The organism is Dickeya zeae NCPPB 2538, assembly GCF_000406165.1.
GTDB classification, from domain to species: Bacteria; Pseudomonadota; Gammaproteobacteria; order Enterobacterales; family Enterobacteriaceae; genus Dickeya; species Dickeya zeae.
The window spans coordinates 3,604,016-3,621,902 of sequence record NZ_CM001977.1; the positions used below are offsets into that span (position 1 = coordinate 3,604,016).

15 protein-coding genes are annotated in these 17,887 nt (G+C 52.7%); 5 read left to right on the plus strand and 10 right to left on the minus strand.

Features of this window, described 5'->3' with window-relative positions:
- Positions 1–7: 7 nt before the first annotated feature.
- The 7 genes from DZE2538_RS15850 to yjfP all read right to left on the minus strand — a co-directional run bounded on the left by DZE2538_RS15850 (position 8) and on the right by yjfP (position 7,067).
- Positions 8–1,912 carry a methyl-accepting chemotaxis protein gene (locus tag DZE2538_RS15850; RefSeq protein ID WP_038916765.1) on the minus strand — a complete coding sequence of 635 codons (1,905 nt, stop codon included), beginning with the start codon at positions 1,910–1,912 and terminating at the stop codon, positions 8–10.
- 608 nt (positions 1,913–2,520) lie between these two features.
- Positions 2,521–3,933 carry an MFS transporter gene (locus tag DZE2538_RS15855; protein WP_019843513.1) on the minus strand — a complete coding sequence of 471 codons (1,413 nt, stop codon included), beginning with the start codon at positions 3,931–3,933 and terminating at the stop codon, positions 2,521–2,523.
- A 757-nt stretch (positions 3,934–4,690) separates the two neighbouring features.
- Entirely contained in the window at positions 4,691–5,140 is a 450-nt protein-coding gene (rplI, locus tag DZE2538_RS15860) for a 50S ribosomal protein L9 (RefSeq protein ID WP_012886012.1), read from the minus strand.
- 41 nt (positions 5,141–5,181) lie between these two features.
- Positions 5,182–5,409: a 30S ribosomal protein S18 gene (rpsR, locus tag DZE2538_RS15865; RefSeq protein ID WP_000135199.1), complete on the minus strand. Its 228-nt coding sequence runs from the start codon at positions 5,407–5,409 to the stop codon at positions 5,182–5,184.
- A gap of 4 nt (positions 5,410–5,413) precedes the next feature.
- Positions 5,414–5,734, minus strand: a complete 321-nt coding sequence (priB, locus tag DZE2538_RS15870; RefSeq protein WP_012886013.1) for a primosomal replication protein N — start codon at positions 5,732–5,734, stop codon at positions 5,414–5,416.
- 5 nt (positions 5,735–5,739) lie between these two features.
- On the minus strand, positions 5,740–6,132 hold the full coding sequence (rpsF, locus tag DZE2538_RS15875) for a 30S ribosomal protein S6 (RefSeq protein WP_016940468.1): 393 nt from the start codon (positions 6,130–6,132) through the stop codon (positions 5,740–5,742).
- Positions 6,133–6,317: 185 nt separating this feature from the next.
- Positions 6,318–7,067 carry an esterase gene (gene yjfP / locus DZE2538_RS15880; RefSeq protein WP_038916766.1) on the minus strand — a complete coding sequence of 250 codons (750 nt, stop codon included), beginning with the start codon at positions 7,065–7,067 and terminating at the stop codon, positions 6,318–6,320.
- A 232-nt stretch (positions 7,068–7,299) separates the two neighbouring features.
- Here yjfP and DZE2538_RS15885 point away from each other — a divergent pair, with 232 nt between their 5' ends.
- The 4 genes from DZE2538_RS15885 (at position 7,300) to DZE2538_RS15900 (ending at position 11,982) form a co-directional block, all read left to right on the plus strand.
- Positions 7,300–9,240 carry a methyl-accepting chemotaxis protein gene (locus DZE2538_RS15885; RefSeq protein WP_019843511.1) on the plus strand — a complete coding sequence of 647 codons (1,941 nt, stop codon included), beginning with the start codon at positions 7,300–7,302 and terminating at the stop codon, positions 9,238–9,240.
- Positions 9,241–9,457: 217 nt separating this feature from the next.
- Positions 9,458–9,823 carry a biofilm peroxide resistance protein BsmA gene (bsmA, locus tag DZE2538_RS15890; RefSeq protein ID WP_050568707.1) on the plus strand — a complete coding sequence of 122 codons (366 nt, stop codon included), beginning with the start codon at positions 9,458–9,460 and terminating at the stop codon, positions 9,821–9,823.
- Between the two features lie 46 nt (positions 9,824–9,869).
- The gene (locus tag DZE2538_RS15895; RefSeq protein ID WP_023640659.1) at positions 9,870–10,145 is read left to right on the plus strand and encodes a hypothetical protein; all 276 of its coding nucleotides are present in this window, start codon (positions 9,870–9,872) and stop codon (positions 10,143–10,145) included.
- Between the two features lie 301 nt (positions 10,146–10,446).
- Positions 10,447–11,982, plus strand: coding sequence for a methyl-accepting chemotaxis protein (locus DZE2538_RS15900; protein ID WP_038916767.1), 1,536 nt, complete (start codon positions 10,447–10,449; stop codon positions 11,980–11,982).
- A gap of 52 nt (positions 11,983–12,034) precedes the next feature.
- Here DZE2538_RS15900 and rlmB read toward each other — a convergent pair whose 3' ends face one another.
- The 3 genes from rlmB to nsrR form a co-directional block, all read right to left on the minus strand.
- The gene (gene rlmB / locus DZE2538_RS15905; RefSeq protein WP_019843506.1) at positions 12,035–12,769 is read right to left on the minus strand and encodes a 23S rRNA (guanosine(2251)-2'-O)-methyltransferase RlmB; all 735 of its coding nucleotides are present in this window, start codon (positions 12,767–12,769) and stop codon (positions 12,035–12,037) included.
- 89 nt (positions 12,770–12,858) lie between these two features.
- A complete protein-coding gene (rnr, locus tag DZE2538_RS15910; protein WP_038916768.1) occupies positions 12,859–15,333 on the minus strand; it encodes a ribonuclease R in 2,475 nt (824 codons plus the stop codon).
- 40 nt (positions 15,334–15,373) lie between these two features.
- A complete protein-coding gene (gene nsrR / locus DZE2538_RS15915; protein WP_019843504.1) occupies positions 15,374–15,799 on the minus strand; it encodes a nitric oxide-sensing transcriptional repressor NsrR in 426 nt (141 codons plus the stop codon).
- 373 nt (positions 15,800–16,172) lie between these two features.
- Here nsrR and DZE2538_RS15920 point away from each other — a divergent pair, with 373 nt between their 5' ends.
- A complete protein-coding gene (locus DZE2538_RS15920; RefSeq protein ID WP_019843503.1) occupies positions 16,173–17,759 on the plus strand; it encodes a methyl-accepting chemotaxis protein in 1,587 nt (528 codons plus the stop codon).
- Positions 17,760–17,887 lie beyond the last annotated feature (128 nt).

The following is a 17,887-nucleotide window of genomic DNA, read 5'->3' on the forward strand; positions in this document are numbered from 1 at the left end:
ACCGAATTTAGGATAACAGCCGGTGTGGTGATACCAGCGCTGACGGGCGACCGTAGCCTTTCTCCTCAGACGCAACGGCACCTTCAGGCAAACGGAAGACCGCAACCAATTCAGCCAGACGTGCCACCTGCTCTTCCAGCGCATGCGCCGCCGAAGAAGATTCGCTGACCATCGAGGCGTTTTGCTGGATGGTCGAATCCATTTCTGTCACCGCACTGCCGATCTGCGAAATACCACGGCTCTGCTCATCAGAGGCCACCGCAATTTCACCCATCAGGTTGTTGACCGAGTTGACCGACCCCACGATTTCATCCATCGTCGTACCGGCTTTCGTCACCAGATTCGCCCCGACATCCACACGGGAAACCGACTCGGAAATCAGCGCTTCGATCTCTTTGGCGGCCTGAGAACTACGCTGTGCCAGACTACGCACTTCGCTGGCGACGACCGCAAACCCTCGGCCTTGCTCCCCAGCTCGGGCAGCTTCCACCGCGGCGTTCAACGCCAGAATATTGGTCTGAAACGCGATACTGTTAATGACCGAAGTGATATCGGAAATCTTTTTAGAACTACCGGAAATCTCGGACATGGTGCTGACCACTCGCCGGATAATATCGCCCCCCTGATTAGCAATATCTGACGCCTTACCGGTAATCTGACTGGCATGGCGGGCGTTATCGGCATTATTTTTCACCGTTGAGGTCAACTGCTCCATACTGGCGGCCGTTTCCACAATCATGCTGGACTGCTGCTCCGTCCTTGCCGACAGGTCGTTATTACCGGCACTGATTGCATTCGATGCCCCAGCGACGCGATTAACGCTGTGAAGAATATCCGCCACCAGCTTGCGCAGCCGCACTGTCATATCCATCATGGCGTGCGTCAGCATCCCCAATTCGTCATTGCGCTCAATTTTCACCGACATGGATAAATCGCCATCCGCGATCGCTTCCGCCAGTTTCAGGTTCGACATAATAGGTTGGGTTATCTGGCGGGTTATCGCCCAGGAAATCAGCAAGCCAAACAGTACCGCTATCCCTCCGAGGGTTGTCATCTGCAAGACTGAGCTGTTGATGATGGCGCTATTTTTGGCGTCAATACTCCCGACGATACTGGCAATATCCGCAGTGAGCTTATCCCCTGTCGCACGGAATTTCGCATCAACAGTCTTCAGGCTGGTCAGGTTATCAAAATACTGTTTGCCCGCACGGCCATAATTGTCGATATAAGCAGCGATATCCGTCAGCCGGGCTTTTCGTTCACTATCCAGCGCGCTGGCAAGATCGGTATACGCTTTTGTCGCCTCATCGTAATAACGCAGTTGCGCTTTCGATGCCTCCGCACTGCCTGTCCGCTGCAGTATCTGCGTACTGGTAGTCAGTTTAACGATGGCCAACAACATCGCATCACGCTTTGCCAGCAACGCGGTTTCATCAGGCTTCAGCGTTATGCTACCCAGGGCCTGAGCGAGCTGATTCCCGCTACCGAGCGCATCAATCGCATTGTTGGTCTCTTTCACTTTATTTAATGCTGCTTTCTCGGTATCCAGATCCTGCCAGTACTGTTTCATATCTTGATCCAGACTGTTCAGATAACCAGAATATTCATCTCCCCATGACAGCGATTTGGTTTTATTAATACTCTCAACAATCTGGTTATTATAATTTACCAGGTTGTTGAGATTAGACTCATCAAAAGAAAAGAAATATTTAATTCGCGCTATCTTAGATTGATCAAGGTAATGATTCATATCATTCATGATCGATGTCTTGATATAAAGGTCTCGAATAGTGAAAAATCGCGTCGCCGCAAACCCTGAGGCGATGATCACTAAAATAAGCACTATCGAGAAACCGCCGTATAGCTTGTGTGAGACTTTCATTTTATTCATTATGTTATTAGCCAACCCCATATTGATCCCCACCCTTGACGGAAAGAAAAACCACACCACATTGTTACAGTATCGGTACGGATTGCGAGATATTAACGATGATGTCATTATTTTGTCTGACACACGACAAATTGATAATCTTAACGCCAGGAAACGTTAAAATGTGATGTGCACCACAAACAAGATCCACTTATAATTATAAGTTAATCTGTTACGGCAGAACTTCACACCGACATGACCTCCTGATAAAACAGTATTACTGACAATATCGAGATTAATAGCTTAAAAACAAATAATCCATACACATCATTAAATAAAACTTGTTTCATCTTATCTGAAATAAAAACCGACAACGTGATGCATAAAATCGGGGATTTCTTCTATTCCCCTGACATATCCTCACGTCATACGTGGATGAGTTACATGATTCAGCCATTTCATCCCCCCTGATTTAACCAGCCAGTATGTGGCATGCTTCAACACGCCACACAAATTATTTTGAATATATATAAATAATTATTCTTCATATTATTTCTCAGCGGATGAGGCGAGCGTCTGAAAACCACTGCCTGTGATTATTTAATGCTTGCCCCACACTCGCAGGGCAAGCCAGCCATACGCAGTCACCGCTATGGTGATAGCTCCTCCAGTACCTTACCTTTTGTTTCAATAGCATATCGCAGCGTTACCACACCCCCAATCAGGGCGATTAAGGCGAACGCAACAAACACATAGCGAATGCCAAAATCACTGACAATAACACCAACCAGAATAGGGCCAACGGCGGAACCCGCACGCAGCCAGGCACTGCCCAATCCGGTGCCGATAGCGCGTAGCCTGGTTGGATAAAGCTCGGATGAATAGAGGTAGAGAGAAAACGTGATGGTTTGCAATATGCCGTACCCCACCGTGGCACAGACCAGAATCTGTATTGGACTGGTCGCCCCTAATACGGTCAATGCAGTCAAAGGAATAATTGCCAATAAAAAAGCAGCCGCATACCAGCGCCTGCGCCCAACTTTATCAATAAACAGCGCACAGATAATCGAGGCTACAACACCAAATGCCGATGTTATCCAGCCATAGGCCAGCGCCGTTTCGATAGGCAAGCCAAAGACCTTTTTATATAGTGTTGGCAACCAGGTCACCAAACCATTGTTGATGGTATAGCCGCATACCCACAGCGCCCAAATGGTAAATGTCCGCTTGCGGTAAATACCCGAAAACAGCTCACGCCACCCTTGCGAGGCAACGGTTTTATCCGCAGTCTGGCGAATGACCGGTTCTGCTAGCGTGCCACCGTGGCGAATCACTTCGTCCTCCAGTCTTTTCACCACCGCATCAGCTTCAGACAAACGCCCTTTTGAGGCCAGCCAGCGTGGTGACTCGGGCATAAACCAGCGTAAAGGCACCGTAATGATGGAAGGAATCAACCCCACAATAAACATCGCCTTCCAGCCATAAATCGGCACCAGAAAATACCCGGCTATCCCGGCAAACATCATGCCTATCGGGAAAATCACTTCATATAACAAAAAGAAACGCCCACGTTTTTTCGCTCCAACGAATTCATTGATATAAGAACTGGCGACTGGAACTTCAGCCCCAATACCTACACCTTGCAGGAAACGAAATACCATCATGGATGTACCGCTCCAGGCAAACAGACAGGATGCATCCATAATAACAAACAGGATAATCGTGATTTTTAATACGCCAAGACGGCCAATCTTTTCTGCCAGAGAGCCAAAAAATACCGCTCCGACCAATTGCCCGACATAGCTGGCAGCAATAATCATGCCGATATCCGTCGCATTTAACCCCCATTCCGCCGCCAGTTGCGGCATGGCAAACGCGATTGCCAGTACGGTATAAGCATCAAAGAATGTGGAAAGACCCACGACCACACGAATCGTCATTAACTGGCGGGTGATTGGCATCCGCTCAAGGCGGGCCACCAATTCAGCCTGTGTTGTGCCTCCAGTCGCGACAGTGCTGATGACACCACTCATGGTGCCGACACTCATGTCATGCGTAGACATACGTTTTTCTCCAGAAAGGCTAGTGAGGATGTGCTATTCCTGACCAGTCAGGGGCTTTTCTCCGTATCCCCTACCGGTATGTTCAGCACGCGGTAACAGTCACACAGGCGATTTCACCGCCCGATAACCGCCTGTGTTACCGGTTGCACTCCTCGTTGCAGCAACGTATGCCTGCTCACGCAACGCATTATCCCCCGAGATCTGCCGCACAGTGCGTTAGCGCGTAATACATGATGCATTCCATCAGCATCACAGCCCTTTCCCGTAGACAGACTGCGGTAGCGCTGCCCCGCCGTTATTGTGATTTTTTTCATAGCGTCCTCTTTTCTTGATGTAGGGTACTTTTAATAAATTATGTAAAACGTTTGCAGGAACGTTTGCATATTTTTCTAATGAAGGGATTATGGGTGTCAAGAAAACGATGAAAATTTCGGCAGGGAGTGTGACGACTCTCTATACCTGATACTTATTCGATCGCAGGATCTTGGAAAGAAGGCATATATGCGAATTGCATCACAGACAGTTTATTAATAGAGAACAGTTGAAGAAGAAGAGGGAATAATTCATTAATTATCAAGTGAATAAAAAATCACTGAATACCCACAGTACGGGTAGTGGTCATTGATGACTGGCTGCTGGAGAAGCGTCTGCTACAGGCTCCAAAGCGATAGGTTCACGCGATAAAATGGATCGCCTGAAATGCAAAACGCTGGCACAAGGCCAGCGTTTTACGTGTTGCGATGAAGCGGAGTAAAAATTACTCAGCTACAACGACAACGTTCAGTTTAGCGAATACGTCGCCGTGCAGCTGGAAGCTCACTTCGTGATCGCCCAGTGTACGCAGAACGCCGTTCGGCAGACGAACTTCACTTTTCGCTACTTCAACACCGGCAGCGGTCACCGCATCAGCGATGTCACGAGTACCGATAGAACCGAACAGTTTGCCTTCGTCACCCGCTTTAGAAGCGATGGTTACGGAAGCCAGTGCGTTGACTTTCTCAGCGCGGGCTTCAGCAGCAGCCAGAACGTCAGCCAGTTTAGCTTCCAGTTCAGCGCGACGGGCTTCGAAGAACTCAACGTTTTTCTTGGTTGCCGGCACAGCTTTGCCCTGCGGAACCAGGAAGTTACGAGCGTAGCCCGCTTTAACGTTAACCTGATCACCCAGGCTGCCCAGGTTTGCTACTTTATCAAGCAGAATAACTTGCATTACCTTATCCTCTCAAAGTCTCGTTAATGGACAGTGGCCGATTACTGATGACGATCAGTGTACGGCAACAAAGACAGGTAGCGCGCACGCTTGATAGCGCGGGCCAGTTGACGCTGGTATTTTGCACGGGTGCCGGTGATACGGCTCGGTACAATTTTACCACTTTCAGTGATGTAGTTTTTCAGCGTTGCGATGTCTTTATAGTCAATCTCTTGAACGCCTTCCGCGGTGAAACGGCAGAACTTGCGACGACGGAAATAACGTGCCATTTGGCTAGTCTCCAGAATCAATCAATTCAATCTGCTCGGCATGCAGCACCAACTTACTGAGGCCATTGCGCCCTTGGTGGCAACTAATGAACCCCTGAACTCTGAGTTGCATACCGACCGTTATACTGTGGGTAAATGCCTGTGACGGATGTCCACTGACAATCACGGGCATACGGCACCATGCTTGTCGGCTGAGTCCGGCTTCTTCCTGCACTGAGCGGTGCTCAAGCACAAACTGGCAGTGAGGAATACCTGACGGACTGACTTTTCGAATGGGGGTCTTGCACACCGTGCCCGACAACACCAGCCGATTGGCCGTCACCACAACAATTACTCTTCAGAATCCCCAACTTCAGCATCATCATCAGCTTCAGCGTATTCGTCACGACGCTCACGGCGTTCGTCTTTCGCTTTCACCATCGGAGATGCTTCAGTTACCGCGTGCTTAACGCGCATAACCATGCTGCGGATAACGGCGTCGTTGAAGCGGAAGTTAGTTTCCAGCTCATCGATCACTTCCTGCGGCGCTTCAACGTTCATCAGAACGTAGTGAGCTTTGTGCAGTTTGTTGATCGGGTAAGCCAGCTGACGACGGCCCCAGTCTTCCAGACGGTGGATCTTGCCTTCCGCTGCTGTGATAGCACCGGTGTAACGCTCGATCATGCCCGGAACCTGTTCGCTCTGGTCAGGATGAACCATAAAAACGATTTCGTAATGACGCATCGAATTGCTCCTTACGGATTATTCAGCCTCCTGTCAGGGTCAGCCGCGGCCCATGGAAGCAAGGAACGTGTTGTGTGTACGGCTGAAAAAAATGACGCGTAATTATAATGACGCCCTCATGGGAAAACAAGCGATATTGCCAGTCATCCCCACAAACGGAAAAACAACGCAGCCAAAAGAGGAAATCAGAGCGAACGCACGAAGAAATCCGCCCCGGCCTGCAAGGCGGTCGGGGTAATCTTGTGGCCGATGCCGACCTCCGTCAGGTAGGTCACACGCTGACTGGCGTTACAAGCGGTCAGTTCCCGATACAACCGTTCGCTCTGCGATGCCGGAACCAGCTCATCAGCCAAACCATGCCAGAGCAAGAGCGGCCGGTCGGATACCTTATCTAACTGATGGCCCACGTCATAAGGCGCCACACGTTCCGCCAGCGCCTGTAACTGCGCCTGCGCTCCCGGCTCATCCGGCGTCACCGGTGGAAACAGCGTCTGCGATAACGACGAAAAATAGCCAGCGCCCATAAAGCAGGCCGCCGATTTCAGCCAGGGGTATTGCGTCATCGCCGCCAGCGCCGTCATGCCGCCCATCGACGCCCCACAAATCCCGACTCTGTCGCCGTCAATGAGACCATGCTCACGACACCAGGCCAGATAGCGGGGCAACTCCTGCACATTCGTCAGTAATATGTCCCAAAAACAGCGCCAGCGCCGCGCCTCATCACCGTCAAAGCGTGCGCCATGCATCAGTGCATCCGGCGCAATAACCCGAAAGCCAGCCTTCGCCAGCGCGTAGGCAAAATACGAGTAGACTTCTTTGGAGGAGGTGTAGCCATGAAAGAAGAAAATGGTGGGTAAAGGCCGCGTCCTGCCGCCAGAAGGAAAGGCATGCAGCACCTCGATGCCTGAAACATCCTCGTTTCCCATTTCTACCATTATCGTCTCCTTTTCTTCATTGATTAACAGGTAAAACCGTCAGGAACGCCTACAATTATTTCGTATACCATTTAACCGCTGGCAACACTCGATACACATAAAGACAGATCGCAATGATCTTGATCAAATTAGTTACAAAAGTACCGATTAGTGTAAAATTTCGCACTTTTTTGCCGTTAACGGCAGTAATCAATCGCCAATCACGTCTCATACCATACTAAAGAGAATTATCATGCAGCTTGCTTTTAGACGCTGGAGCCTCGGTGTCAAACTTTCAGTCATTGCCTCCCTGAGTGTGGCTGTGCTGTTTATTACATTCAGCCTCAGTCTGACACGCTCAGCCGGTGAGAAACTGGAATCATTGACAATGCATGACATGGAAAGTCAGGTTACGGGTATTACCGATATGATAGCCATGTACGACGCCAGCCTGCAGTCAGGTGTCGACAGCTATACCAATCTGTTTGCCAGCTTTCTACCTTCTCGTTTTACCGTTGATAATCAGGCCCGCCTGCCTGTCAGCAGTACGACTGCCCCGACACTGAAATCCGGCGATACCGTTCTTAACATGAACACCGCCGTTACTGACGACTTTCTCAGTCGTACTGGTGCGATTTCCACCATTTTCGTACGCGATGGCGACGACTTCGTGCGTATCACCACATCGTTAAAGAAGGAAGATGGCTCACGGGCCATCGGCACTAAACTGGACCGCGCCAGCCCGGCGTTCGCGCCGGTTTCCAGCAACAAATCGTTCAGTGGACTGGCGGTACTCTTCGGCAAGCAATATATCACCCAGTACAAACCGGTCACCGACGCCAGCGGTAACGTTATCGCCATTCTGTTCGTGGGGATTGATATCAGCAAAGAGTTTGCCCTGATGCAAAAACGCATCCTGGACAAACGCATCGGCGATAGCGGTCATTTTATTGCGCTCAGCACCGCGGGTGCGACAGCGGGCAACTATCTGGTTCATCCAACGCTCAGCGGGCAAAAGCCGGGCTGGTCTGGCGACACACTACAACAGGTGCTGAAGAATGACAGCGGCAGGCTGGAATACGAAGACAGTAGCCTGAGCGGCGATGACCGCACCCAGGTGATGGTGTACCACAGCGTGCCGCAATGGAAATGGGTTGTCGTCGGCACCATTAGCAAGGCCAGTCTGTTGGCGGAAATCAATGCCATCCGCAATGTGTTCCTGGGCGGTGGTATTGCGCTGGTAGTACTGTTTGCCGTGTTCTTCGTCTACCTCACCCGTCGCTGGTTAAGTCGGCCGCTGGACGAGGTGGTCAAAGTCGCGGAGCAGTTCGCAGCCGGGAATCTGCAGGCCACGCTCACCACCCAGAGCCAGGATGAAGTGGGTCGGCTGGTCGATGCCATCAACGGTATGGGGCACGGCCTGACCCGGCTGGTATCGCAGGTACGCGACTCAGCTGAAGAGATCGTCGTCGGTACGGATGTGCTGGCCGAAGACAGCGGAAACATCAGCGAGCAAATTTCCCGTCAGGCCAGCAGTGTGGAAGAAACCTCCGCCACCATGGAACAACTGGCATCGACGGTAAAACAGAATGCCGACAACGTTTCTACCGTCAAAGGCCTGGCGGCACAGAGCGCCAGCGCCGCCCAAAATGGCAGTAAAACGGTCACCGACTCGGTGGAAACGATGAGCGAAATCAAACGCTCATCGCAGAAAATTGCTGACATCACCACCACCATCCAGTCGATCGCCTTTCAGACTAACATTCTGGCGCTCAACGCCGCTGTCGAAGCATCACGCGCAGGCGAACACGGTAAAGGCTTTGCGGTGGTCGCCGCCGAAGTCCGCTCGCTGGCCCAGCGTAGCTCTTCTGCGGTCAAAGAAATCGAAGCACTGATTGCGGAATCACTGCATCAGGTCGAAACCGGTTATCGATTCTCGGAAAAAACCCGTGCAGCGATGGATGACCTACTGCAACGTATTCAGCAGGTCAGCACCATCATCAACGATATTGATATCGCCTCACATGAACAGGCTCTGGGCATCGAGCAGGTCAATGTGGCTATCAATCAGATCGGGCAGGCTATCCACCAGAATGCCTCGCTGGTTCAAAACTCGGAAAGCACAGCTCAAGGACTACGCGAGAAAGGCCACCACTTGAGCGATGCGGTCAGCGTATTTCGCATTCATCACTGATGCTGTCATGACCTTCGCCGTTTACCGGCGAAGGTCACTTCACCCCTACCCCGTTTACACGTCAATACACCTCAACGGTATCCCTGTCTGCTTCAAGGCGTTACACTATTCTCGCCCGGTACAACAATTCTCACCCGTTACAACACGCTGATTCACCGCGTTATTGACGTGTGCCGGATGAATTTATCGCGTATCGAACTGAATGGAGCACCGCGTTATGACTTGCCCGTCATGGTTATTCAGACTGACGCCGCTACACAGAGTGTGGTTGGGCGCGGCGCTGTCGATGCTGCTCAGTAGCTGTGCGATGCTGGCCGGTAAGCCGGTTCCACCGCCACCACCGGCACAGCAGGCGGTAGAAGTGTCCAGAGAGCAAAGCTACCTGTTGGAAAAAACCGGCTCTGTCTCGGTGAATGTTCGCGGCACTCTCGATAATGCGGTAGAAGAAATCGCCCGTGAGGCCAACGCACGCGGCATGCCTTACTACCGTGTGGTCAGCCTGACGCAAGATGAGCATGTGCGACAGGACAACTGGCACGGCTATGCGGTCTTCTATCGTCCCTTGCCTGCCGCTCGCCCATAGCCATTCAGGCACAATAAGAGCCTAAAGAACGTTAAGAGGATGAAGGATGAAAACAAAGATTGCCGCCATCGCCCTGTTACTGCTGACAAGCGGCCTGAGTGGCACTGCGCTGGCTTCACAATATCCGTGCCGTAGCACAGAATGGAATGAGTGGATAGAGTCGATAGTCAATACGCGCGCCGTGCTGGGTGATGTCGATGTCGGCTCACAGGTTTGGCAGCAGGCGGTGGAAAGCCGGTTACCCGCCTCCTCCTGGCCGTCACGCAGTTCGGTATTGTGGTGCGCGGCGGTAGAACAGAAAATCGCTACTCTGAAGAAATAATCCCCCTTTAATGAATGCCGACTGTGGGCCTCGCCCTGCTGTCGGCCCATCCTGTGATCGCCATAACATCCCCAACGTCTGAGCCGCCTGAAACTGCCCGTTTTTTCCACCGTCGATATAAAATTCCCTCCATCAAAGCCGATAAAATTCAGGCGTTTGATTAACATACCTGGCTTCATTCTGGGTCTCTTCGACAGCCAGACCTGTGCCGACGTATGAGTCATGTCTTCGCAACACCGGATAGTCACACGAATAAGACAACAGTTCAGGACAACAACAAATAAAGGAAGGAAGTAGATTTATGCTACATCACCTGTCATTAAAACATCTGCCAGTCACGCGTAAGCTGTTGCTGGGATTTGGGTTATTGCTACTCATTGGTATTACTCTGTCATTAGTCGGTTTTTATGGTTTACACAACAGCGATCAATCCCTGAAACGCCTTAGCCGCCTGGGGTCGATGTATGACAAAACCGTCGTTGCCAGGGAAGCCAACTTTAATTATGCGCTGGAGCGTAAAACGCAATACCTGGAACAACATGACTCAGCCATCAGTACCATCAGCCAGGAACTGACAACGCTCCTGCAGGAAATTAAAGCGAATGCCTGGCCGGAAGAGGACGAACATGGTATTCGGCAAGTCAGCACCATGCTGGACGCCTATACCAACCAGCGTAAACAGGTGATGAAATCTGACGTCAGCCAGCAAGTGTTAAGCGATCTTAATGCCCAAATGGCAACATTGCAGGAAAGCATCAACCAACTCTATTTCACTGAAGAAAGTCGCGCTGCCAGGAATGTCACCAACAGCGATGTTCAACTGGCAATGATTACCATCGTAGCGGTGATACTGGGCCTGACGGCGGCTATCGTCATTTCGCGTCAGATAGTCCGGCCATTACATGAAGCCTTACGGGCAACACGCGCCATTTCTGAAGGTGACCTGACGGTACAACTCAGCAGCGAACGCCGTGACGAGTTGGGACAGTTGATTTGCGCCATGGCGAAGATGAACGACAACCTACATGGCATGATCGACAAAATCCGCCTCAGTGCCGATCAGATTTCCCATGCTGCAGGAGAGATAGTATCGGGCAATGTGAATTTATCATCCCGCACCGAGCAGCAGGCCGCGGCTATCGAGCAAACCGCCGCCAGTATGGAGCAGCTCACCTCCACCGTGAAGCAGAATACAGATAATGCGCACCATGCTAATACTCTGGTGATAAATGCATCGTCTACTGCGCGTCAGGGCGGTGAACAAGTCAGTAGTGCGGTACAAACAATGGGCAACATTGCCCAAGGGTCGCGTCGCATCGCCGAAATTACGTCCGTCATCAACAGCATTGCGTTTCAGACCAATATTCTGGCACTCAACGCCGCAGTAGAAGCCGCCCGCGCCGGGGAACAGGGACGCGGATTTGCCGTGGTCGCCGGAGAGGTGCGTAATCTGGCACAACGCAGTGCACAAGCCGCCCATGAAATTGAAAACCTGATCGCCACATCCGTATCACAAATTAATGATGGTGCGTCGCTGGTAGAAAATGCCGGTAAAACGATGGAGGACATTGTTCAGGCGGTCACGCAGGTTCATGACATCATGGGTGAGATCGCTGTCGCGTCTGATGAACAACACCGTGGTATATCACAGGTAGGTAATGCGATTGTCGAAATGGAGCAAACCACGCAGCAAAACGCCGTTCTGGTTGAACAATCGTCTGCGGCCGCGACCTCGCTAGAACAGCAGGCTGAGCTGCTCTCCAGCGCCGTCTCCGCGTTCCGCCTTTCCAGCGGACAAGCGCTAATCGCGCCACGGTTATCCGTACAACACGCCTGATACATCTTCACTGCCTGAACCCTGTGTTCAGGCAGCCTATCGACCGCTCTACCTACAGGGCGCGCTGGCGTACCGCTTCAAACAGACAAATACCGGTCGCCACGGAAACATTCAGCGATGACACGCTTCCTGCCATCGGGATACTGATCAGCTCGTCGCAGTGTTCGCGCGTCAGGCGACGCATGCCTTCTCCTTCTGCGCCCATCACCAGCGCCAGCGGGCCGGTCAGTTTGCTTTGGTACAAGGTGTGATCCGCTTCGCCCGCCGTACCGACGATCCAGATATTCTGCTCCTGCAGGAAACGCAGCGTGCGTGCCAGATTGGTTACACGGATCAACGGAACGGTTTCCGCCGCGCCGCAGGCCACTTTCTTCGCGGTCGCATTCAGTTGAGCAGAACGATCTCGCGGCACAATCACCGCATGGACGCCAGCGGCATCAGCGCTACGCAGGCAAGCGCCCAGGTTATGGGGGTCTGTCACGCCATCCAACACCAACAGGAACGGCGTCGCGTGTGATGCCAGCAGCCCCGGCAAGTCATTTTCCTGATACTGACGCCCTTCTTTTACCCGGGCGATAATCCCCTGATGAACTGCGCCTTCCACCTTGTCATCCAGCCACTGACGACTGGCGACCTGTACCGCAATGCCGCTGGCTTCCAGCTCGGCTATCAGCGGTTGCAGGCGACGGTCTTCACGCCCTTTCAGGGTGAACACTTCCAGAAAACGTTGAGGGTCTTGTTCCAGCAGTGCTTTCACCGCATGGATGCCGTAAATAATTTCGCTCATTACTACTCTTCAATAATACGCTTGAGACGGGTTAACAGGGCAGCCGGTCGGCTGCCCAGAATACCGATGTCACGGTCAGACGTGGTTCGTCACTCTGCCGTTTTATTCTTTTTGCTGGCACGTTTAGCGCGGGTGGCAGCGGCAATCTTACGCGTTTTTTCAGCGTTCTTTTGCGATTTTGCTGCCTTCTTTTTACCGCCGGTTTTCGCCTTACCGTTATCCTTGCTGGCAGGCTGGCGTTTTTTACCGTCTCCCTCAGGGCGGAATGCGCTATCCGGCTCAAAGTTGGCACGCTGGCCAGTACGGCGACGACGCGGCGGCTTCGTGCCGGTATCGTTCCCCCTCTTCGCCCGGTCGCGCGAGGTTTTACCTTCGCCACGCACCTTACGGGTAGACGAGATCAGCGCAAAATCAATTTTACGCTCATCCATGTGTACTGCTTCAACGCGGATTTCCACCTCATCGCCCAGTCGGTAAGTCTGACCGCGAGATTCGCCAATCAACCGCTGGCCGACATTGTCGTAGCGGTAATAGTCGTTATCCAGCGTGGAGACATGCACCAGACCATCGATGAACAGGTCGTTAAGCCGCACGAAGAAGCCGAAACCAGTGACACTGGAAATAATCCCGGTAAAGGTTTCCCCCACATGATCCTGCATGAAATCGCACTTCAGCCAGTCGGCCACATCGCGTGTGGCTTCATCGGCACGGCGCTCAGTCATCGAGCAGTGTTCGCCCAGTTGCAACATTTCGTTGAAATCGGCATGCCAGCCACCGCTTTGCGTCCAGCGGTTTTTACGGTCGCTCAGCAGATACTTGATACCACGGTGCAACGACAAGTCCGGATAACGCCGGATCGGCGACGTGAAATGCGCATACGAGGTCAGCGCCAGACCAAAGTGGCCGCGGTTTTCCGGGTCATAGATAGCCTGCTTCATGGATCGCAACAGCATGGTTTGCAGCATCTCATGATCCGGCCGATCGGCGATGGAATCCATCAACTCAGCATAATCTTTCGGTTGCGGCTTCATGCCGCCTTTGAGCGTCAGCCCCAACTCGCCCAGCACGCTACGCAGCGCCAGCACGTGATCTTCACTGGGCTGGTCATGCACGCGGAACAATGCCGGTTCTTCGCTCTTCTCGACAAACTTCGCCGCCGAGATGTTAGCCAGAATCATGCACTCTTCGATAAGTTTGTGCGCATCGTTACGCACGACGGCTTCCACCCGTTCGATACGGCGCTCTGCGTTAAAGATAAATTTGGCTTCTTCGGTTTCAAACGCGATACCGCCGCGCACCTCACGCGCATGCTCCAGCACCTTGTACATCCGGTGCAGTTCTTCCAGTGGCGCCACCAGTGACTGGTAGTGTTCGCGCAACGCCTCATCGCCCTGCAAAATGCTCCACACCTTGGTGTAGGTGAGGCGGGCGTGTGAACTCATCACCGCTTCATAGAACTTGTATCCGGACAATTTGCCCTGTGTGGAGACCGTCATCTCACACACCATACACAGGCGATCCACCTGCGGGTTCAGTGAACACAGCCCGTTAGACAGCACTTCTGGCAGCATCGGCACGACTTGCGATGGGAAATAGACCGAGGTGCCGCGCGCGCGGGCCTCATGGTCCAGCGCCGTACCGGGGCGCACGTAGTAGCTGACATCCGCTATCGCCACCCACAGCCGCCAGCCGCCGCCGCGTTTTTTCTCACAGTACACCGCATCGTCAAAATCACGGGCGTCTTCGCCGTCAATGGTCACCAGCGGCAGGGAACGCAAATCCACCCGGCCTTTCTTGGCACTTTCCGGCACCTCTTCGGCCAGATCTTTCACCTGCTCTTCCACTTTGGGCGGCCAGCTGTGTGGGATCTCATGGGTGCGCAGCGCAATGTCTACCGCCAGCCCGGTCCCCATGTTGTCGCCGAGGATCTCCACGATCTTACCGATCGCCTTGGTGCGACGGGTCCCGCGCTGGGTCAGTTCCACCACCACCACCGAGCCCATGCGTGCTCCAGCGATACATTCCGGTGGAATCAGGATATCAAAGCTCAGACGGCTGTCGTCCGGCACCACAAAACCGGTACCGGCTTCAGTGAAATAACGCCCGACGATCTGGCTGGTACGCGGCTCCAGCACACGCACAATGCGCCCTTCACGGCGTCCCCGGCGGTCTTCACCCAACGGCTGGGCCAACACCACATCACCGTGGATCACTGTTTTCATCTGTTCAGCGGACAGGTAAAGATCGTCTTTACGTCCTTCCACCCGCAGAAAACCATAACCATCGCGATGGCCGAGCACCTTACCACGCAGTAAATCCAGCTTTTCCGGCAGGGCATAACACTGACGACGGGTAAACACCAGCTGCCCGTCGCGTTCCATCGCGCGTAACCGGCGGCGCAGCCCTTCCAGTTGCTCATCGCTGGTCAGTTGCAGATCGCTTGCCAGTTCATCACGACTGATAGGGGTATCCCGTTTGGCCAGGTGCTCCAGAATGTATTCGCGGCTGGGGATGGGGAATTCGTATTTTTCTGCTTCACGTTCCAGAAACGGATCTTGTGACATTGCGGTTCCTCCGTTGTCATCAGCAGGCTGCTGAGCAGGCTTATTCAACCAGAAGTAATTTATAGAGGTGTGGGTTCTGTTCCACCATATCGGCGAGCGTATAGTTATCCAGTTCTTTCAGGAAATTCTGTACGGCCTGTTGCAATACCTGTTTGAGTCGGCAGGCGGGGGTAATATGACAAAACGCCTTACTGCAGTTAACCAGAGAGAGCGGCTCCAGTTCCCGTACCACATCGCCAATCCGGATAGTGGACGGATCGCGGCCCAGCCGAATGCCACCGTTCTTGCCGCGTACAGCCATAACCAACCCGGCGCGACTCAGTTGATTGATAATCTTCACCATATGATTGCGTGAAACGCCATACACTTCAGTCACTTCTGAAATGTTGGTCATTTTGCCCTCCGGCAATGACGCCATGTAAATCAGCGCACGCAAACCATAATCCGTAAAACTTGTTAACTGCACAGAAACCTCGGGTACTTTTCCAATCGAGTACGTTGCCGGACAGTCACCTGACCGCCCCAAAAACGCGAACCGGAACCAGGATGGCGCTCGTTATCCTGACACCAGACACATCATGTTCATTTTTTATCACCAGATGATAAACCAGTGCTCCGCGCCGGGCGAATTTATTTAGTACTCAGAGATCTTTCTTAAAGGAAAATTCGCCGAGTTGACGCATTTCTGTTAACAAAACATAAGAGAATCTTGCTATCTAACACGCTGTTTCATCTGTTATGTTCTGAACAAAAATAGCCCTACATGCACGTTAACGTATGGCAAGCCAGAGATAGGCTTTGCCAGTGTTTTTTATTCTGCACACACTAGGAAATGGACCATGCGTTTGAAAAATCTCTCCATCCGTACCGGCCTGTTAACCTTGCTGGCTGTCATCACCCTGTTATTACTGCTGGTCAGCGGTATGGGGATTCAGGCCATCAATAAAAGCCGGGACTCTCTGACGCAGCTCAACCAGATTCAGGGGGAGCAGTTGGGCGCGTTGATGAATGGTTATAACCTGACGCTACGGGCCAGAGCGTCCGCGACACTGGCGGTACGCAAGATAGAAATTGGTTTGCTGGACGTGGGCGCCAAAGAAACGGATAAACTGGATAGTTATATCCAGCAGTCCGACAAAGAGATTCGCCAGTTCAGTAGCGTCGGCACCACCAGCGAGCAGGAGCAGAAACTGGCACAGCAAGTGTTAAAAACCTATCAGGACTACCTGAATCAGGGATTAAAACCGATGTTAGAGTCCCTGAGGAAACAGTACACCGACGAGTACTACACCCTGCTGGAAAATAACCTGACGCCCCTGAGCGACGCATTTGATAAATCCATCCAGAATTTCCGCAGTTACTCCCAGCAACTCTCCGAACAACATATCCAACAGGCAAATAGCAACGAACGACTGATGCTGATGCTGATAGGCTTCGCCTGTCTGTTATCCCTGTTACTGGTCTTGCTGGGCTGGCTGGCGTTACGCCACATGCTGCTCAAACCGCTGGATCACGCCATTGAGCAGTTAGAACACGTCGCCTCCGGCGATTTGACCCACCGCATTACCACCGGTGGTGACAATGAACTGGGTCGTCTGAACGACGCTATTTTGCGTATGCAAATGGCGCTGCTGGATTCCGTCGGCCAGGTGCGTGACGCCAGCCATCAAATCGATCAGGGCAGCCGCGAACTGTTTAGCGGCAACCGCCATCTGGCAGAACGTACCGAAGAATCGGTCGCCGCGCTGGAGCAAACCGCCGCCAGTCTGGAAGAGCTGAGCGCCACCGTTAAACGCAACGCCGATAACGCCGAACTGGCCCATCAGTTGACCAATCAGGTTTCCGATACCACCGATCGCGGTAATGAATCCGTCAACTACGTGGTGGAAAAAATGCGCGAAATCGCCGCCAGCGCCAAACGCATCAGCGATATTCTCGGTGTGATTGACGGCATCGCCTTCCAGACCAACATTCTGGCGCTGAACGCCGCAGTGGAAGCGGCCCGTGCGGGTGAACAAGGGAAAGGGTTTGCGGTGGTCGCCGGTGAAGTGCGTAATCTGGCACAACACAGCGCCCAGGCCGCCAAAGAGATCCGCACACTGATCCTCGACTCTCAGTCCCATGTTTCGGAAGGGCTCGATTTGGCCGCTAAAGCCGGTGAAACCATGGATAACGTCGCAGACGAAATCAACCGTATCACCACGCTGATGAAAGAGATTTCTTACGCGTCTCAGGAGCAACATCGCGGTATTGAACAGGTGAACATCGCCTTTACCCAGATAGATAAAGTCGCGCAGCAGAACGCGTCTCTGGTCAAGGCCTCTACCGATACCACCCAGTCGCTGGAAGAGCAATCCCGCCAACTGGTGCAGGCCATGGCCATGTTCCGTATCGAAGACCACACGCCGCTGCTGCAAGCGCGCTGATTTTGTCTTTGGCAGTGGCCAGTCACGGCCACTGCGTTGTCACTGACTTGCCCTTGTGGCTTTATGGCTGTTGGTTCACGTGGCAGACGCGCCCATACGCGGTTGATTCACGCTTTCAGTGCACCATA